Source organism: Dokdonia pacifica, from assembly GCF_900188275.1.
Classification (GTDB): Bacteria; Bacteroidota; Bacteroidia; order Flavobacteriales; family Flavobacteriaceae; genus Dokdonia; species Dokdonia pacifica.
Genome location: NZ_FZNY01000011.1, coordinates 80,205 through 100,694 on the forward strand (window position 1 = coordinate 80,205; position 20,490 = coordinate 100,694).

The window sequence follows — 20,490 nt, forward strand, 5'->3', positions numbered from 1 at the left end:
AAGCGTATACCACCACACCTCAAAAAGGATTGTTACTTTTGTATAAATAATCGAACCCTTACCTATGAAAAAAGACATCATCTCAGGAGCTATTATTGGACTCATTGCCAACGTTATAGGAGTATATCTTTATATCCTGGCATTTTCTGATAACACCTTTGATGTAACCATTAAAAAATCGTTGGATGAGGGATATTTTGGTAAGATTGTAACCCTTGGAGCCGTTTTAAATCTAGCTGTCTTTTTTCTATTTATAAAAAAGAAACAAGATCATAAAGCACGTGGCGTACTCACGATTACTGTAATTATTGCTATCTTAATAATGGCACTTAAATTCTTATAATTTGAAATATTACATACTTGTAGGAGAAGCTAGTGGAGATTTGCACGGATCAAATCTTATGAAGGCTTTATATCATGAAGATCCAGAAGCAGATATTCGTTTTTGGGGTGGTGATCTCATGCAAGAAGCAGGTGGTACACTTGTGACACATTATAAGGAACGCGCTTTTATGGGATTTATAGAAATTCTAAAAAATCTCTTTACCATTTTAGGTTTTATAAGCGCTTGTAAAAAAGATATTGCTGCATTTCATCCTGATGTGATTGTATTTATTGATAATTCTGGTTTTAACTTACGTATTGCCAAATGGGCCAAAGCTCAAGGATATAACACACATTATTATATTAGTCCGCAGGTATGGGCCTCCCGTGCTGGTCGTGTCAAAACAATTAAAGCAACCATAGATCATATGTATGTGATCTTACCTTTTGTAGAAAGTTTTTATACCAAATACCAATATCCTGTACAATTTGTAGGGCACCCGCTTATAGATGCTATTTCGGGACGTACCCAAGCAGACCCAGAAGTATTTGCCAAAGAGCATGACTTAGATGAGCGCCCGATGATTGCTTTACTACCTGGAAGTCGTAAGCAAGAAATTAATGCCATGCTCAGTGTGATGTTAAGTGTCGTAGATGCGTATCCTGAATACCAATTTGTGATTGCTGGTGCACCAAGTCAAGAGGCTTCTTTCTATGAACCATTTCTTAAAGACGCACATGTACGCTTAATCATGAACAAAACCTATGACGTACTAAGTTTTGCCAATGCTGCCCTCGTTACTTCAGGTACGGCTACGTTAGAAGCAGCCCTGTTTAAAGTTCCGCAAGTAGTATGTTATAAAGGAAGTCGAATCTCTTATGAAATTGCCAAACGAATTATTAAACTTGACTATATTTCTTTGGTGAATTTAATTATGAATAAAGAAGTCGTGACAGAATTGATCCAAAATGACTTTACCACTAAAACATTAAAAGCAGCATTAACTCAAATATTAGATGACTATCAACGCGGACAAATATTTGCAGATTACTATGATCTGGAACAAAAATTAGGAGGTCGTGGAGCAAGCTCGAAAACTGCAAAATTGATTGTGGAAAATAGTAAGAAGTCGGCAGTCGGTAGTTGAGGATTTTGGTACTATATCCTTTCGGAAAATCACACTATCTGTTTCTTCTTAAAAAAGATTTAAATAGTATAACCCGCTATTTGAAGTCAATATTCTATACTCTTTTTTCTATTCTCTTTAAAAAACTATATTTGTTTTACCCAAATTATTTAACAACACCTACTTTATGAAAAAACTATTCCTTTTCCTTTTTACAGCAGCTTTACTCACCTCTTGCGGAGGTTCTAAAAAAGCAGTCTCCAAAAACCGTACAATTCCTAAAACCGAACGTGTGGTGTTACATGCTCAGGCATTTAGTGGAACTAAGTATAAATTTGGAGGTACCACATCCAAAGGAATGGATTGTTCAGGACTGGTATATGTTGCGTTTCAAAAAGAAAATATTGTCTTGCCACGCGTATCTCGTGATATGGCAAAAAAGGGGAAACCAATTTCTAAAAGCAGTGCTAAAGCGGGAGATTTGGTGTTTTTTAGAACCAATAAAAACAGCCGTAATATCAACCACGTAGGCTTAGTGACTGCTGTAAAAGGAGGAGAGATTTATTTCATCCATTCCACCACTTCCAGAGGCGTACTCACCTCATCTCTAGATGAAAAATACTGGAAACGTGCATTTGTAGAAGTACGAAGAGTGATATAAAACAACTATTCAATTCCCAAAGATTTTTTACTTATTTCTGGTCCGGAATCGGATGCAGAACGCTTAGGAAGTTCACATATAGCAGCCATTTCAGAAACAATATATTTTAATTCTATATAATTACCCTCTTTTGAAACTTCTCTTCCTTTCATTGACAGTTCATCCCAACGTTTCTTGTCTTTAATTTTATCACCTCTAACTTTTAAAAGCAAGGCAAAGAAAATATCCTGATAGCGTTTTGGATTATTATTAAAAGCATCATTTGCAAGCTGCTCTAACTCGGCGGCTTTGGATTTGATAAGGTTTTTATTGTTACTATTAATTAGCTCATGCTCTTTGCTAAGGAAGTCTTCAAACTGTACTTTTTGATTCTCATCTGCAAATGCAGCATTCTGAAGATAATGAGTTTTTGCGGCCTTGAGATTTTCTAATTCTTCAAGTATATTGCGATGATTTAACAAGCGGTCAAACCGTTGTACCAAAGTGCGTTTATCATCATCTATTCTGTAAAGAATATCTGTTTGAATATCATTTTGATTTTCTATAGCAACGCCGTACAAAGTGACTAATTCATTTTGAATACTATGTAATTCTCGTATCACCGACTCTCTATTATCAGTATTTTCTTCCTCGTATTTTTCTTGATTAATTCGGTTTATATACGATTGAATCTCAGCAATTATCTTATCGTAATTAATTGGATTCTTAGAGGGGTTAAACACTTGAAAATCCGAATACCCAATGGAAGGAATACTAATATTAATAGTTAAATCGCGAGATTCTGAGATTTGAAAATCGAGTTGAATATCTAATCCTTTCACCAAATCCTGACTCATTTTATCACTTCTAATCTCGATATATCCTATCGTAAGATTACTCGCAGCAGAATTTCCAGAGGCTCCTTCTAATATGTTTATGATTAATTTATCACCACTATTTTTTAAGATACTTTTTGAAGCTTTTTTATAGATACTTCGTTTTAAAGGTAGAATCTTATTTTTTGTAAAAATGGATTCTAGCAAGGTTTCTCCACCATCTCCATCTAGTTCGATACTAATATCTGCTGGAAGTGGCTGACCATTGATACGATACAATCCTTGTGATATTTTAACTTCTTGTATGCTTCCAATAGTCTGTTGTCTCTTATCAAATAGTTGGACTTTAAATAGATTTTGCATCTTTTTCTCCAAGGGTACAAACGCACTAAACTTATTAGAAAATTCTTTCAATCCAGAGTCAAACCCATCTACGTTAGTGATTTGGTAGAATTTTGCTTTTTTAGAATCGGTCTTCCCTAAGATTAATTCTTCTTCGTCATTACTTTGCGTTTCATAAACGAGTTGTAAATCGACACGTTCATTTTTCTTTACCGTTTCTATTTGATCTGGAGTTGCTTCTTCTAATTTGGTTTCTACAGATCCTGCATAGTAAGCAGCACCTAATACAATAGCCGTTGTAGGGTCCATTGTGGTATCTACTATAGTTTGAGATTTTTCCTTGAGTTGTTTCCTAATTAATGGGATATAAGTTGTTCCTCCTACTAATACAATACGATTAATGCCTTCAAAAGATAGATTATTCTTGTCGAGTAGTTTCTCTATTAAATGATAACTTCGATTAAAATGGATCATCATAATTTGATCAATTTCGGCTTTTGTAATGGTCACATCTGTATCAATATCCAGTTGCTCACTATATACCTCAAAGGTGTATTCATTCTGTAGGGATAATATCTTTTTGGCCTCTTCTGCATAAGAAATAAAAGAACTCATTCCGGCAGCATCTTCTTGATGAATTAATTGTTCATATAACTTTTCTTTCCCAGTTTCATTTTCAATGGGCTTACAAATCAGATCACGTACAATATCTTGATCTATATCTTTTCCTCCCATATAATTATCACCTTCGTGATCAATGACGTCAAGAATCCCATTACGCATTTGCACTAATGCAACATCAAAAGTACCTCCTCCGTAGTCATATACCAGCCATTTATCTTCTTTGGCAAATTCGGTGCCTTCGGCATTTGCATAGGCAAGACAGGCAGCAATAGGTTCCTGTAATAGCACTACTTCTTCTAAACCTGCTCGACGAGCAGCTTCTTTGGTGGCATTACTCTGGATCGTATCAAAGGACGCTGGAATCGTGACGACAGCACTACTGGTTCCGCTTTCGCGAAAGCGTAATAATTCTTCTATTACTGCTTGTGATAACCGTACAGGGTCAATTTGCTTTTGTAAACTCCTTGCATTTGCCCCCATTAATCGTTTAAAATTCATCTGAACTATACCCGGTCGAGTTTGTAATAATGATAGGGCTTTATCACCTACAATATATTTGTCTTTACGCATGGCAACAGCACTCGGTAACGTCTCTTTTAGATTAAGCGGATTTTTATGAATAATCACCTTCCCATTTTCATAGGTAGCAATAGCGCTATTTGTTGTGCCAAGATCGATTCCAACATTAATATACTTCATACTGCTAATATACAATCTGGAAGATAATTTTTCATTGATTTATACTATTGAAATAGAAATGGTTTTAAGATTTTGATTAGATTAGTGAAGTGGATTTTAAGGATTATTTATCTATTTCAAAATCAATGGCTAATAAGCCATTTACAGCATTAACAACTGCAGAAGCAAACCGTGTTGAGAAGCAGTTGCGTTTAGAATCCAAATTATCTCAAGATCCCGAAAAGGAAGTACTTTTACACTTTATTGAAGCGATACACAACCATCCAGCGGGCTTAGATTTTTTAGTGGGCAACCCGAACATTACACATGTCCTTTTTAAAAAGCCTAAAAAATTAAATACATCTGCACGCATGCAGGTGTATGATTATGATCACTCACACATAAAGCAATTCTTTACATCATGTCTTTTATCTGAACTTTTAGAAACGGTAGGTTCAGAATTTCAAACAAACAAATTTACACGGCTTTTTGAGCTCGTAAAATTTCATAGGTTTTTACCTGATGCTGTTGTACTTGATATCATAAAGCGTATTCATGCAAGGCTTGATTATATACAGAGCAAACTAGATGCTAGATTAGAAAGTGCTAGTCAAGATATTCATGACCTAAAATCTATGGTCATTTATCTTGGCGATGAACCCTTAAAGGCTAGATGGACAAAAATGCGTGTGGTAGGCATTCAGGTAACACTTGCAGATGATGAGACAGGAGGAAGTACTTTAAACTGGATCAATAATTATTTTGATGCCTTATTTGATACAACTCCCAAAACAGAATTTGAACGTGAGAAAAGAGGGGAATTACTAAGAGGATGCAATTGTGCCATGGGTTTTATCGTTTTGATGTTTGCTTTTTTTGGTATCGTGATTTGGATTTTTACGGCAACCTACAAGTCTTCTAAGGTAAAAAAGCCCGAATTAAAAGCAATTGAAAGTACAACTTGGGATCTCCCTAAAGAATTAGCTACGTTCCGATATGATAAATTCACCACTATTTATGATATAAAACGTCCTGAGACAAATTCGGATAAATTAGGAAACGATTTTTTATCTGGAAAGATACCTTCGGTACTGGCAAATGCTTTTATCGTAAATACAACAACGAGTGATATGATTGTTTTCTCAACAAGTTGGAACCGATCAATGACTATCTTAAAACCCACCTCCAAATATATTCGTGCGGGAGACTCTATAAGATGGTCTTCATTTTTAGGGACACGATTATATATAGGGAAAAGGCCCAAACTAATCATTCAGCAAAACAGCGATAATCTTGCACTTAAATTTAGATTTATGGAAATAAACAGAAACGCAAGAAAACTGGTAAGAAAAGAGTTTTATTTTAAAGGAACATTAACTGTACGTGATTCACTGGGTTCTTTTTATTTAGATGCTACTGACACCTTAGAGCTTTCTTCTGATCATAACACTACTGAATGAATTTTTACGATTTTTTACGCACTTCCAAAACCCGTGATCCCAAACGCTTTTCCGATCTAACAGAGACCGAGATGAATCGCATTGAGAAAGAGTTGCGATTGGAAAACAAACTGGATAGTACCTCGGGGTCGGAGGCCTTATTAAATTTTATAAAAGCATTACAAGAACATGCTTCAGGGCTTGATTTTCTGATAGCTAATCCTAATTTAGCACAAGCTATCTTTTTAGAAAAGCCTCGTTTCAATACATCGGAAAGGATGCAACTTGAAGCATATCAAAAAATGGATATGCAGCGCTTTTTTGATCACATTTTACACACAGAACTTGAAAATGCGATAGGAGAAGCCACTGCAAAAAATCAATATGCGAGATTAGCTCACATTGCAAAATTCAACCGGTATCTTCCAGAAACCATCACCTTATTATTAAAATCAAAAGCTTCAGATATGTTGATGCTTATTGAAACACGCGTAAAAGGGGGAGTGATGAATGTGTATAAAGAATTGGAAGCCATAAAGCCTATTCTTATTTTTCTGGGAGATCAACATTTGATTCAAAAAGAAAAGACCGTTCAAAACATGGTCCTAAGCAATTCTCTAAAAAAGGCAGGTGAACCAGGGATTGTTGCATTTTTTAGTGCATTAGACGATTTTTTTGATGCTATTGGCACTCGATCTAATAACCTTATTGAAAAAGAAAAGAAGAGAGAGACCTTACGAGGTTGCGGTTGTGTTTTTATGTTTCTTCTTAGTCTCACTTTATTTGCTTTCCTATTTGTAAAGTATGTTTTGATAGAACCTCCTGTAAAAATGACCTCCAAAGAGTATCCTGCAAACCATAGGCGTTCGGATAAATTTCCAGCATATCTCACCGATTTTGATCGCTCTGACATTAAGGAATATCAATATGTAGGTCCGCCTTATAAACGAGGAGTTCCATTAGATAAGCAGTTTGGATCTTATCCCAAAGAGATGACATTAGAACAAGGGCCATCAATTACCAACAATTCATCATATGATCTCATTATTTTTTCAAATGAAAATCAGTTTACAACTGAAAATGCGCCTAGTGCAGCAGCTACTTATATTGCATCGGGTGAGGATGGACATGCGGGCTTTTTTTATGTAAACAGGCTTTATTTTGGGGATAGTCTTTCATTATTTAATACCCGTTATGATGAAGCTAGTGAGGAAACTATTGATAGTCTTTCTTTATTTGAAACAGATTATATTAAAAACAATGGAACGACCAAACGGTTTCTAGTACAACCCTCATTTTCTAGAGAAGCTATTTCCTATCGCACTATTTTTAGAAGCCGATCTCCCATCACTATTCGTGACACTTTAGATCGTTTACTTTTTGATGGAACTGGAAGTATTATCGTATTTGATCGAGATAGTATTCAAAAAACACAAAGACTTCCTTTTATATTTCCACCTCTATAGCTGTTTTTGGATTGATGAAACGTTTTCAATGCTGTATTATGGTTTCCCGTAATGAACACTTTCTCATATTTATTACATTAGTACATCCTTAATCTACCTTACATTAATTCGGTTACAAACAACAACAATCTAGTTTACTGAAAATCAATATATTTATTATAATTATTTTATCATAAACATAAAAATTCAAAGTCATGGGTAAACTATCTAAGTTCATTGAAGATTTAGGGCAGTGGATAACGTATATCATAAGAGAATCTAGTAATCACATGATTTCTATAGTTATTATATTTTTACTATTAATCTTATTATGGTTTTTCCCTCAAACAAGAGATTTATTATTAGTTCTTAATCAACCTACTAAAAATCATCTTGGGGAAATGATTTTATTTTTTTCATCACTAGCCGTTTTAGCTTTTTTAATAAGCAATGTCAATGATTATTTCTATGGTAATTCTAATTCTTTACTACCTAGAGATGACATTGAGAATGCTATCATTAAAAACGAAAGTATTGAGACCTATAGAAGTAAAGAAAGGGAGGATCAAAAATTATATATCAGAAGAGTATTACCAAAAGTGTTAGGCACATTCCTTATTTTATTAACTGCTTTTTCTGTTAATAATATTGGCTTTAGTGTATCAGGAGATGACACAAAAAATAGTTTTTATAAGTACCTATTTATCATTTTAAGTATTCTTTTAGTATTAACGCTTAATTTACATTTTACCCGATGGTTTACCGGTTTATTTAAAGACAAAAAATGGGCTAACTATGCTCCCATAACAATCGCAATCATATGCCTCGTCGTTATCATGGGGTTTGGCTTTTTCAATAAAGGAGATTCAGATGGAGATGTTGTTATGCTTTTTGTAGCTTTATTATTATTTGCATTATTCTTTTTTGTAGTCTCCGTTTCTTACTCAAAACCTATCCTATTGTTTAAAGAAAAAGTGGGGGGATATGCTATTGCATTATGCACAATGATTGCTTTTATAGCCTATATTACTTTTCTAATTAGCCCAAAATTATCACATGGCTTTAATCCATTAAGTATTGTCCTAATTTCTTTTATTGGTATTTTTAGCATCCTTACGTTAATTAGATATTTAGGAAAAGTAATAAAAACACCCCTCGTTACGCTCCTTACAATATTCATTTTTATTTGGTCAGGAATTATTGCCAGCAATGATAATTTTAAGCATTATGAGGTAAGCAATGTCGCATATGATCAAGCAAATTACAATCTTAAAAACCGACCTCAACTTGAAAAATATATGGCTTCATGGATTGAAGATCGCATACAGTATACAGATTCCATTAAGAAATTCCCTGTCATCTTTGTAGCTGCCGAGGGAGGGGGTTCAAGAGCAGGCTTATGGTCATTATTAGTGAACAGTTATTTATATGAAAAGGATAAAGATTATTTTGAAAAACACCTCTTATCTTTAACAGGAGCTTCTGGTGGTAATGTAGGTAATAGCATTTTTTATACAACTGCCTATCAAAATCTTTTAAATAAAGACACCATTAATTTTATTTCAAATGATAAACAATTCACTTATAAAGCCAGTGATTTCTATCAGAAGAATTTTTTATCCTCCTCTGTCGCTTCTTTTTTAGGAAGAGACATGCTATCAAGTCTTTCTGGTATCTCTTTGAGAGATGATCGCGCAAAGATTTTAGAAAATGAATGGGAAACTACCTATGAAGAAGTGTTTCATGAAAATAAAACTACAAATAAATTACTCTTGAGTAGTAGTTTTTTATCATTATCAACTAATAAAAAGAAATTAGGAATCACGCCCCCCCTATTATTGGTAAACACTACACATTTACAAAGTGGAAATCATTCTACGATTAGTAATGTTATTATTGATGATAGAAAATTTGTTCCAGACATCACTAAAGATTTTCTTGCCGATTATAAAGATGCCTATAGTGATAATAAAAATTACGACAACACCTCTATAAAGATCTCTACAGCAATGTTATTGAACGCCCGGTTTCCATATGTAAGCCCGGCAGGGAGAGTGACTAACATCGGGCAATTTGCTGATGCTGGTTATTATGACAATATAGGTTCCTATTCAACCCATATTCTCGTCAATACCTTTAAAAAAGTAGTAAGCACTCATTATCCTGAATATAAAGATAGGTTTGATGTTAGGGTTTTAATTATCGCAAATAATCCACATGAAGACAAAGAAGAGGATTCTCATGACGAGAAAAAGATGAAGGAGAAGGAAAAGAAAAAAGAGAAGGAAAAGGATACGATCAAGTATAGTTCGCAATTACAAGCCCCTATAAATACCATACTCAGCGCCACTTTTGCACATCCTAACGAACTTATTAAAACCTATGAAAAAGAATATTTAGTTACATCTAAGAAAACAGATATTTATATTAAAAATGATACCATCACCCCTATTTTACCTTTGGGAAGATATTTATCAGACTTTGCTATTCTTTCTTTAGAAGAACGCCTAAAAAACCAAGATATAATCAAAAAATTAGACAACATACTATCTAATTAAGGGTACCATGGATTATGAAAATAAAATAAAACAAGCAGAACTTGAAAAGTTAATCGCTGAGATAGAACAATCAAAAGCGGAAACAAGAAAGATCGAGTTTGATAGAGAACAATTAGAAAGGCCGTTTTATAAAAAATCAAGTTTTGTAAAAACTATTATTGCTGGATTAGTAGGTGGGATAGCCATATTGGGTGTTTTCAATAATGTTATTGAGCCCACCTATAAAAAAGATATCATTAAAAGCCAATTAAAGATTGCTGAAAAAGAAAAAGAGAACGCTGAAAACAAAAAAATGAATTCTATTTTAAATGATAGTATTCAAATTGCTGAAAAAAGTATCGATAGTCTTCAAAAAAGAAATAATAGCATATTATCTCAAATTGAAAAACAAAAAGAAGAAATTGAATATCATGAAGCTAACAATCTGAAATTAATTGATGCTATTAAAGATTATAATGCTACGTTAAAAATCAGAGAAAAAAGCATTATTTCTCAAAAGAAGAGAACTATAGAAATTATAAATGATCAACTTACCTATCTTAAAGGCCTTAATAAAGAAAATGCAATTCATGTACAATCCATTTATTTTGATTATGATAGGTCTAATTTACGACAAGAGCAAGCTGAACAACTTTTACTAATTTTAAAATTTTTAAATGCTAATAAGAGGAACTTTAACTTAGAAGTGAATGGATATTCTTATGTCAAAGGAGGGGCAGCGTATAATCAGCAATTATCAGCTAGAAGAGCGAATGTTGTAAGAGATTACTTGATAAGTAATGGTTTATCTCCACACAGAGTAACTTCGAAAGGCCTTGGAGAGGTTGACATTCATCCTCTTATAGTTGAAAACTTAGATCAAGAAACAGAAAGGAAATTATATGAATTAAAAAGTGTTGTACAAGTGTATCTCACTTATTGAGTAATAAATAAAACATCTAATCTATTATATATAATACCCTAAAGCAAGCTATCGACTCTACCATTACTTCTTCTTTTTTCTTATATATTCTTCAGCCATAAGCATCGCATTATAGGCATTTACAATACCACCAGATTTTGAGAGTTCACTAAATGGCAATTGTTGATCTGGATTCTCTTTAGTAGGGACATCTACTAGAATATCATATTTTACAGATGAATCCATAAGAATTTGCTTTACTTCTGCAGCCGTAAGAGATGGATAGTACGAACGAATAAGGGCTGCTACTCCTGATACTATTGAAGCAGAGAATGATGTTCCTTTTAAATTTGTTGCTACATTATCATTAGGACGCAATCCAATAAGTCCATATCCTGGAGCAAAAATATCTACTGTTTCTTTTCCGTAATTAGATCTATTATATAGAAGCTTTTCATTAAGACCATATGATGTTCCTCCAACGGTAATATAATTATCACTAAATTCTATACCATTGTTATAATCATTAGGGTATTTTGTATTTTCAAGTATATCTGTATTAAATTGATCGTTACCTGCAGATTTAACTATTAGAACATCTTTATTCTCAGCATATTTAATTGCATCATCTACCCATTCCTTATTCATTGAAAACCGTTTTCCAAAGCTCATATTAATTACTCTTGCTCCATGATCAACAGCATAACGTATAGCAAGAGCTATATCTTTATCATGTTCGCTCCCATAAGCAGAAACTCTCAAAGGCATTATCTTAATATTTTTAAAAATATTAACACTGTCTTTGTCTATATATTTTGTAGTTAAAAACCCTGAAGTTAACGTTCCGTGACTTAAAAAAGAAAAATGAGTATCTACATTATTATTTCCATAATTACTATAAAGTTTAGTCTGTTCAAAATCTCCAATAATTATTCTCTCTGGATAATCTTTATTAAGCATAAATTTTATAGAATTTAGTATATCATTCTTTCTTTCTTCATTCCTTTCAGGAGTAAAACCATATGTTATGAAATTACTCATTCTACGGGCATGCGTTTGTAACAATGTATCATTAGGAAATGATTTTTTTAAACTGTCTATATCTTTGATCGTATACTCTCGATTACCAAAAATATTTTTTAAAAATATCTCTGCATTAGTCCTACTCTCAATTACCATATTAGTATTTATCAAGTTATCATTGGCTTCCTTCAAATAAGATTTATATACTGTTTTTACTTTTGTTAATAATAAACTATCGGCCTTTGTAAGAGGAGTTTTACTATTATCTAACATCTTAATAATTCGTACAAATTCAAATTGTTCATAGGTTAGATTTTCACCTCTCTGATTTCCTAAAAAATTCCACCCATTCAAATCATCTACATATCCGTTACCATCATCATCTATATTATTATTTGCTATTTCATTGGGGTTTATCCAAATATTGGATTTGAGGTATTTATGATGGATATCCACACTCATGTCTAATACTGCGACGATTACTTCTTCACTTTTTTTATGCTTTAATAATTCGTCATAAGTTCTAAAAAGGCTTGTCCCAGGGACTGAATCTTTAATAATATCTTGATGATACCATTTTTTTTCTCGCTGCTCTAATAGGGATATTTCTTTTTTAATCTTATCCCATGTTATAATAGATTTTTTCTGCTGTGCTTGGGAAGAACTTACAATTAAAAAAAACACAAGAATTACACCTATTTTCATATAAAACTATTGTTCAAATTGTTAATCTTAGCTCTCCTCAAACCTGAGTACTAAAAGCATATAATTTTAATTAGGCAGCTTCACTTTTTATTCTTCACATATTCTTCCGCCATAAGCATAGCATTATAGGCATTCACAATACCACCAGATTTTGAGAGTTCACTAAATGGCAATTGTTGATCTGGATTTTCTCTTGTAGGGACATCTACTAAAATATCATATTTTACAGATGAATCCATAAGAATTTGTTTCACTTCTGATGCTGTAAGAGATGGATAGTACGAACGGATAAGAGCTGCTACTCCTGATACCAGTGGACTAGATAAAGAAGTCCCTCGATCCCATTTAGTTTTATTATAAGGAAGTAATGTTTGTATAGAATCTCCTGGGGCAAATATGTCTATGTTTTGTTTTCCATAATTACTAAATGCAGATATTAGACCTCCATTCAAATTGTTACTAGAAGAACTAATTCTCAACACATTATTTACAAACTCTATACCTTTATCATTATAATCTTTAGGATAAACTTCAAAGTTTTTTAAATCTATATTTAAATTAGAATTGCCCGCTGCGAAAACAACTACAACATCTTTTTCAAATGCATATAATAAAGCTTCTTTTACCCATTCCTGATGTAAAGAATAGTATTTCCCTGAACTATAATTAATTACTTTTGCTCCATTATCAACCGCATAACGAATAGCTAATGCTATATCTTTATCTTGTTCATCTCCGTTTACTGCAATACAAAGTGACATTATCTTTATATTTTCATTTTCATTAATCACCTCACTTACTACTCCAGCTACTTGAGTTCCATGATAAAATTGATCTATATTATCAAGCATATGATTGTTTCCATATTTTGTATCTAAAATATCATCAGGATTATCTTTGAGAGGGTATCTATCATCATAATTTACATTTAAATATATATTAATATTATCTTCTTGTAATTTTTTAAATTCATTAAAGCTCTTTAAGTTTCTACCTCTTTTTTTCCATCTAGAAACAAGCTCTATTTTTTTTAAAAGAGAAGGATATATATTTTTCAAACAATCTAATCTTTTTTCTGTTAATTCAGTTTCTGATAAATTTGACAGAGAATCTAACGAAACAAGAGCTCTAGTATATTTTTTTATTATGTTAGAAGTATTAGTAGATAATCTTTTAGAACGCTTTAACTCTAAGTTCAATTTATTTAATGAATTTTTATAAATCTTAAAATTATTTATTTCATCTGCAGAAATATCCCGCTCATCTTTTCCTTTAAATTTTTCATCATAAAACCTAACTATTCTCACATATTCATAATTAACCTTAGATAAATTCTCAGAATGAATATTACCTAAAAAGTTCCACCCATGAATATCATCTATATAGCCATTATTATCATCGTCAATATTATTACCCAAAATCTCACTAGAATTATACCAAATATGTTTTTTTAGCTGATCATTTTCAATGTCTATTTCTGTGTCTATAATAGCAATAATGACATTATTACTGTTTTTATTTTGAACATAGTTTTTAGCTTTCTTAAGACTAATTCCTGGTATAGAATCATCATTAACATCGAAATAATACCAAGGAATCTTAATTTCTTGATTTAAATTTTCTTTTTTAGAAAAATCAACAGATAAAAACTTCGCTAAAATTAATCCAATAAAAACTAGAGTAGACAAAAAATATTTCATTCTATAATTTAATAATTAATTATAACAAATTCTCTCTCAAGCAAATGGAGAGAGAATTTGTAAATTTAAACTTTTTAATTATTACCTTCAGGATCATTTCCGTCTGGATCATCTGGATCACATAAATCAGAAGAGTTAGTAGCCACAGTCCATGTTACATTTGTACCATCATTTCCTCCTATTATATATTTTTTCGATATATTATTAAGGCTTGCAATCTCAAATTTTTCAAAAAATAATTTTTTTCTTCTTTTTTTCATTTTTAATAGTTTTAAAATTCATTGAGACAATTATACACGAATTCTTTAAAATCTAAATAATGGTAGGACACAACTACTAGTCTTGATTTATAAAATAAGACTAGTATAATAATTATTTAAGTTCTTTTTTTATTTGTTTAATAAAGAAAGAAGGATATATACCATGTGTCTTATAAAATTCCTTAGAAAAAGATTCTCCACTTTTAAAACCTGACTCAAGTGCAATTGCTTTAATGGTATATTCTCTAAAGCGACGATCTGTTTTTATTTTTTGAAAAGCATATTCAATTCTAATATTTTTTAAATAAGATGAAAAATTACAATCCATATTATTATTAATGATAGCTGAAAGATATGTACTATTAGTTTTCAGTTTTTTTGATAAAGTTGAAAGTGTTATAGTACTATCAGTATACTCTTCATTTTCTTCAAATTTTTTTATTCTATTTAAAATTTTGCTTTCTATTTCAGAAGAAACATCTTTAAGAATCTTCTTTTTATCACTCTTATTATTTACTTTATTATCCTTTTTTATTATTTCCTCATAGCGCTTCATAAAAATTCTCCTTCTGTAAAATTGAAAAAAAACTATAAATATCAAAAAAAGAGTAAGTCCTGTCAGGAATATATTGAAATAATATGATGTCCGTTTTATTTTTTTTAAATCTTCTATTAATAATTGTTTAGAATTAAGGAGTAAAGGGATGTCAAATTCTGTATTTAATTTTTCATTAAAATGCTTGTAGTCTAAGAAAGTACTACTGTCTATTTCCATTAATCTATTTATGTAATATAATTGTTTATCTAAATTCTTATTTTTCCGACTCCAATCTATTAAATAAGAGTAGCTTTCTGTTGTTTCTGGTTGTATGAAATTTGTTACTCCATAAATGCTATCAACAACTTTATAATAAGAAACTGCTTTCTCTTCTAAATCTAAACCAAGATATGCCATACCTAAATAATATGAATTAACAGCTAATTCATCTATCAAACCTTTTTTAGAAAGAAACTCTTGAGTTAAAATTAATTTATTTGCACCTTCACTATAATTCCCATCTTGAGTATTTACTATTCCTTCTAATGTTAAAAATAAATTATAAAATAATTCATTTTTAATATTTTTAGATTGTTTTTTACCCATTTTAATTTTTGTCTTTGCAGAATCTAAATAATTATTTTTCCTATAAGCTTCAGATAAATTAAACAAAACACCTAAATGAGTTTCCTTACTTATCTCATTATAGTTTTTATTAAGACTGTAATCATAACATTCTCTTATTAAATTTAATGCATCTTTATTTTCATCGATTCTCAATTTTAGAATTGATATATTTTGATTAAGCAAAAATGACATATTATCTTTATTAGGGCTATTATTATACCCTAATGCATCTAAATAATCGTCTAAGGCTTTTCGAAACTTACGTTTCTTGAAATTATAATTTCCTCTTTCAAAAAAAGCTAGAGTAGGAAACTTTTCATTCTTCAGATCTTTTGTTATCTTAATTATAGAATCATAGAAGTTTAATGTTTTCGAACCTTCTGGGTCTAGATTTATTTTTAATCTATAACCATTAGCTATTCTTAACGAGTCTTTTAAAACAATTGCTTTTTGCAAATATTCATCTGCAAACTTTATTGCTGTAGATGAATCCTGGAAATGATTCTTATAATCTGTTTTGATATTTCTAAAGGATCTTATTTCTTGAGTGCTATTTTTAAATTGAGAATGTATATCTACCGAAGTAAACAATAAACAAATAAATAAGAAGAGTTTTATTTTTAAAAGCATTACAACAATCTGTGTATTCGGGTGTTCGTTCGTTCGCTTAAAACTAAATATTTAAAGTCATTTAATTTATAAAAATAAGCCCCTAATTGATAAATCAAGACCTACTCCATTTGTAAACCCTCCAAAAACTTCACACTTTTGAATTGTTGAAATTAACAAACCCAATGTGTGACATTTAAAAATTTTCGTTTGGTGCGTAATAGATCAGATTGGGTTTTAAAAAAACAACTTAATTAAAAAGTAATAGCAATTTTATATGATAGGATAGCAATATACACAGAAGTAAGTAAAATCTGTTAAATTTTGTTAAAAAACTACAGATCAGCTTTCTAAAAGAGAAAGCCTCTACTAGGTAGAAGCTCTCATCGTTTGTCAGAAAAACAAGCTAATGCCTGTTTATAAAACAAATATACTAAAGTTTTACAAAACAGGTAGTGGTTTACCAAATGTGGGATGCTCTCACTCAAAACCAAGCCGCGGTTACCGAAAAGCGAATGAGTAGGTAGTATTTAAAATAACAGTAAAATTTTAGTAGTATGAAAAATATTAAAACATTATTGACTTTTACAATTTTATCCTTTTTCCTGATTAGCATGAAAAGTAATGCTCAAATCAACACTACAAATTTAGAATCAGATACACAATTTTCTCAATTGCTAGAAAATAGTATTTCAATTTTACAGAGAGCTAAGTTTTCTGAACAAGTAAAAAATCTGGTCAAGAAAGATAATTTAAGTAAATCCGAGTTAGATTTTCTATCTAAAAGCTTTGGTTTTGAGAATGGCAATGCATATTTGGATTATATCAAAAACTATAATACCCAGATTAAATCTTTACAAAAGAAATATGATTTGGTTAACATGGATAAGACCGAATTAAAAAAAATAAGTGAAAAAGTTATTAATAAAACTAGTGTTGCTCAAAGAATGAGTGCTTGCGAAAGAATAAGAAGAAACTGTCTAGCGCAAGCTGCAGCAGGTGCTGTAGTAGCACATTTAGGCTGTGCAACTCTAGATATAACAGTTATTGCAGGTGTAATATGCCATGCTGCTGTGACAATTGGTCAAGCTGCAGCATCTGATAATTGTAATGCTGAGGCAGAAACTTGTGCAAATCAATAATGAAAATTACGTTTGCAATAATTAAAATCAAAAAAATAAAACATATTGATTTTAATTATTGCAAGCACAGACAACTTATAAGTATATGAAAAATAATCGAAACCCTTTAAAAATAGTACCTTTTGTACTATTAGCAATTTATTATTTCTTAATCTATCAAAGTAACTTGAATAATACGTATAAGTTATCTATTCTAATAGGGATTGTAGTTATATCTGTAATCAATTATATTTTTCTTATAAAGAAAGATATAGTTACTGGAGGTAATGCTAAGTATATCCTTTTGGCTTTTTTAGTAATTTCAATGATAATAGGAGCTTTCTTTTTTAAATAATCGTATATCCAAAAAGTAGTTTAACAAACAAATTTTATTATGAGTCAAATACAAACAAAAAGAATCTTAGCATTTATTATAGACATGATTATTGTAAGTATCATCACAAGTGCATTACAATCTATACTATCCAATATATTTCAGCCTAAAGAGTATCTATTTATAGGAGTGAGTATAAAAACCACCTATGGTTTTTCAATAGTATTTTATCTTATCTATTTTTTTGTATTTGACTTTTTAAATCAGGGTAAAACGTTAGGTAAAATACTTTTTAGAAATCAAGTTATTTTTCCCGATAATAGAAAACCATCTATTATTAATTTAATGACTAGAACTGTTCTTAAAATAGTGAGCATACTCATTTTGCCTATCGCTATTCTATTGTATTTGTTTAATAACCGTTTTACGTTACAAGATCATTTTACAAAAACAACCGTTATAGCCGATTAAAGGAATCTTTACGATCAAATTATTCTTATAATTCAATATAAGAGGAATTTCAAAATCATTTTATGAAACCAATATTCACCACACTACTCCTAGTGTGCACATCAACTATTGCCTTATCTCAAGAGCACAAAGCTACTTTTGGGAAATATACAGGCTGTTTACGAACAGGAGGCATCTGCACGATTGAATCACCTCCAGTTTCAGATAATAAAACAACAGTTGTTAATAACAACATCTCTTTTATCACAATCAAAGAGGGCGCAACGATTTTACGTGTCTATAGAGACCAACTTTCACAAGAAGAACTCGATCAAATTTTAGGAACACCTATCACATCAGAAAATAAAAGCTCTTTACAGTTTATCATGGAAGAAGCTTTGCCATTACCCGAAGATATTATTGCCCTTACATCAAAGACAAAATCTAAACAGCTTACTGCTCTAGAAGCAAAGACCTACCCAACTGTTATTACAGACAACTATATAGACATCACCATCGTACGAGCAGACACCAATGTAAACTCAAAAGATGAATGACAAAATAGCCTTTCTCCCTCTGGGAGAAACGGGAATGAGGGCAAAACAAATAACGTCATGCTGAACTTGTTTCAGCATCACAAAAAAATAGAGAATTAATAACGTAAATAAGATTCCGAAATAAATTCGGAATGACGGAAAAACGAATACCCTAAAGCTTTTCTTCTTCTGGGAGAAACAGGAATAAGGAAAAAATTAAAAAAACATGAAACTTATTATATACATCACCATTATCTTATCGCTATGCGGGATTCATATTTCCCATGCAATAAATGACGCTGGAAACATCAATGAAATTTCTATAGAAGCACATATAGAACAACTATATATAGAACTAGAAAATACCAAAGCGCAGTATCAAGAAAAGTATACGTTGATTTCCGTAGCACTATCAGAAGCAACCCAAGGAATCAAAGAGAGTATCACTACTGATCAAAAACTATATTGGTTATTAGAAAAGGATCAACTGAAAGAAGAGAGAGAACGCCTTGAGTTAAGCGAACTTTCTGACCTAAGTAAAATCAGATATATCAAAGGACTCCAAATTATTAAAATACTCTATGAAAAAACACTTGCCTTAGATCATCATTTTGCTTCTGTGAGTACCTTTCGCGAAATAAATAAAATAGCAAATCCCAACAATTATCCTGAATTTAAAAATATTAAGGAAACCATAGGTGTTAAAGCAGATAAGAAGAAAGGGTTTAACTTAACCAATATTCTGGGGAATAATATTTATGCCTCTGTAGCACATTCATTTATCTCATTATTCAATAATGAAGCCACTTCTAGAACTCAAAAAGAAGAAAGCTTAAAGGATGTGGAGTGCATATTAGATTTTACACTACGAATGCATAATGATTTAAACACCATCTATTTTGAAACAGTTTTTCTTCAAAAAAGCAATGAAAATATTATGGGTGAACTCCAACAACTTTTTATTGATTTCACAAAACCTATAAAGTATAGAATCTCCTTAAAAGAATGTCGTAATTCGGATGATTGGGATAATGTGCGAGACCATTTAGACACCTATCTAGAAGCACTTAATACAGCTTTGGCAGACGATAGCAAGCGCTACAAAGCACATAAAATGCAAATCAATCTAGAGTTTCCTATAGATAGATTGTTACAATTTATCACACAATACAATGCTTTTATAGATCAAGGAGCAAAGTTTTATGAGAAGTTTGGAATTATGTTAAACAGTTACGAAAACGAAACACAGTGTGCTAGTCAAATACCTGTAGAATATAAAAAGCTTAAAGAAAGTATTGCAGTGGCTATAGAAAAATTCAATACCGCATACAAACCCGTAGAGATTAATGGAAGTAAAATGAAAGAGGTTCTCTATGGACTGAATGAGTATGACTAAAAAATATAAATCCTAATAGGCACTAAGTCCTATACTTACAACTTCTTTACAACAAAGGAGAAGGGATATTACATCTTATTCTTAAAGTGCGCATACACCTAGAATATGGTATTCTCTTCTCCCTCTTATGTGTTAGTTAGGGGAGCTGCTTCTCATAAACGATAACATGCGCACTAAGGCATCGGTTCTCCCTATGCGCCAGTCCTCCTATGCCTTAGGTTATCGTTTTGAAAGCAGCATTTCTAAATACTAAAGAATATAAATATCTATCAGTCCC

At 31.4% G+C, this 20,490-nt stretch carries 17 protein-coding genes; 12 read left to right on the forward strand and 5 right to left on the reverse strand.

The features are described from left to right. Positions 1–64 precede the first annotated feature (64 nt). The 3 genes from CHB80_RS22715 (at position 65) to CHB80_RS22725 (ending at position 2,112) form a co-directional block, all read left to right on the forward strand. Positions 65–343 carry a hypothetical protein gene (locus tag CHB80_RS22715; protein WP_089373820.1) on the forward strand — a complete coding sequence of 93 codons (279 nt, stop codon included), beginning with the start codon at positions 65–67 and terminating at the stop codon, positions 341–343. Between the two features lies 1 nt (position 344). After that, positions 345–1,472 carry a lipid-A-disaccharide synthase gene (gene lpxB, locus CHB80_RS22720; protein ID WP_089373821.1) on the forward strand — a complete coding sequence of 376 codons (1,128 nt, stop codon included), beginning with the start codon at positions 345–347 and terminating at the stop codon, positions 1,470–1,472. A 166-nt stretch (positions 1,473–1,638) separates the two neighbouring features. Next, positions 1,639–2,112: a C40 family peptidase gene (locus CHB80_RS22725; protein ID WP_089373822.1), complete on the forward strand. Its 474-nt coding sequence runs from the start codon at positions 1,639–1,641 to the stop codon at positions 2,110–2,112. 5 nt (positions 2,113–2,117) lie between these two features. Here CHB80_RS22725 and CHB80_RS22730 read toward each other — a convergent pair whose 3' ends face one another. Next, positions 2,118–4,592: an Hsp70 family protein gene (locus tag CHB80_RS22730; protein WP_089373823.1), complete on the reverse strand. Its 2,475-nt coding sequence runs from the start codon at positions 4,590–4,592 to the stop codon at positions 2,118–2,120. Between the two features lie 125 nt (positions 4,593–4,717). On the opposite strand from CHB80_RS22730, the gene CHB80_RS22735 reads away from it, so the two are divergent. From CHB80_RS22735 to CHB80_RS22750, 4 genes are all read left to right on the forward strand, one after another. After that, a complete protein-coding gene (locus tag CHB80_RS22735; RefSeq protein ID WP_089373824.1) occupies positions 4,718–6,031 on the forward strand; it encodes a hypothetical protein in 1,314 nt (437 codons plus the stop codon). Beyond that, positions 6,028–7,476, forward strand: a complete 1,449-nt coding sequence (locus CHB80_RS22740) for a hypothetical protein (RefSeq protein ID WP_089373825.1) — start codon at positions 6,028–6,030, stop codon at positions 7,474–7,476. Before CHB80_RS22735 ends, CHB80_RS22740 begins: the two co-directional genes overlap by 4 nt. 194 nt (positions 7,477–7,670) lie before the next feature. Further along, complete coding sequence (locus CHB80_RS22745; RefSeq protein WP_089373826.1) at positions 7,671–10,013, forward strand: hypothetical protein; 2,343 nt, start codon at positions 7,671–7,673, stop codon at positions 10,011–10,013. 7 nt (positions 10,014–10,020) lie between these two features. Then, on the forward strand, positions 10,021–10,935 hold the full coding sequence (locus CHB80_RS22750) for an OmpA family protein (RefSeq protein ID WP_089373827.1): 915 nt from the start codon (positions 10,021–10,023) through the stop codon (positions 10,933–10,935). 63 nt (positions 10,936–10,998) lie between these two features. Here CHB80_RS22750 and CHB80_RS22755 read toward each other — a convergent pair whose 3' ends face one another. From CHB80_RS22755 to CHB80_RS22770, 4 genes are all read right to left on the reverse strand, one after another. Further along, positions 10,999–12,642 (reverse strand): S8 family serine peptidase, encoded by a 1,644-nt coding sequence (locus CHB80_RS22755; RefSeq protein ID WP_089373828.1) that lies wholly within the window; start codon positions 12,640–12,642, stop codon positions 10,999–11,001. Between the two features lie 80 nt (positions 12,643–12,722). Continuing rightward, complete coding sequence (locus CHB80_RS22760; protein WP_089373829.1) at positions 12,723–14,342, reverse strand: S8 family serine peptidase; 1,620 nt, start codon at positions 14,340–14,342, stop codon at positions 12,723–12,725. Between the two features lie 74 nt (positions 14,343–14,416). Beyond that, positions 14,417–14,602 carry a hypothetical protein gene (locus CHB80_RS22765; protein ID WP_089373830.1) on the reverse strand — a complete coding sequence of 62 codons (186 nt, stop codon included), beginning with the start codon at positions 14,600–14,602 and terminating at the stop codon, positions 14,417–14,419. A gap of 112 nt (positions 14,603–14,714) precedes the next feature. Next, a complete protein-coding gene (locus tag CHB80_RS22770) occupies positions 14,715–16,397 on the reverse strand; it encodes a helix-turn-helix domain-containing protein (RefSeq protein WP_089373831.1) in 1,683 nt (560 codons plus the stop codon). A 536-nt stretch (positions 16,398–16,933) separates the two neighbouring features. Between CHB80_RS22770 and CHB80_RS22775 the strand changes: the two genes are divergently transcribed. The 5 genes from CHB80_RS22775 to CHB80_RS22795 all read left to right on the forward strand — a co-directional run bounded on the left by CHB80_RS22775 (position 16,934) and on the right by CHB80_RS22795 (position 20,213). Continuing rightward, positions 16,934–17,518, forward strand: a complete 585-nt coding sequence (locus tag CHB80_RS22775; protein WP_089373832.1) for a hypothetical protein — start codon at positions 16,934–16,936, stop codon at positions 17,516–17,518. Positions 17,519–17,603: 85 nt separating this feature from the next. After that, a complete protein-coding gene (locus tag CHB80_RS22780; protein WP_089373833.1) occupies positions 17,604–17,852 on the forward strand; it encodes a hypothetical protein in 249 nt (82 codons plus the stop codon). Positions 17,853–17,891: 39 nt separating this feature from the next. Beyond that, on the forward strand, positions 17,892–18,302 hold the full coding sequence (locus CHB80_RS22785; RefSeq protein WP_089373834.1) for an RDD family protein: 411 nt from the start codon (positions 17,892–17,894) through the stop codon (positions 18,300–18,302). A gap of 62 nt (positions 18,303–18,364) precedes the next feature. Next, entirely contained in the window at positions 18,365–18,838 is a 474-nt protein-coding gene (locus tag CHB80_RS22790) for a hypothetical protein (protein WP_089373835.1), read from the forward strand. A 205-nt stretch (positions 18,839–19,043) separates the two neighbouring features. Next, positions 19,044–20,213 (forward strand): hypothetical protein, encoded by a 1,170-nt coding sequence (locus CHB80_RS22795; protein WP_089373836.1) that lies wholly within the window; start codon positions 19,044–19,046, stop codon positions 20,211–20,213. The last annotated feature ends 277 nt before the right edge of the window (positions 20,214–20,490 follow it).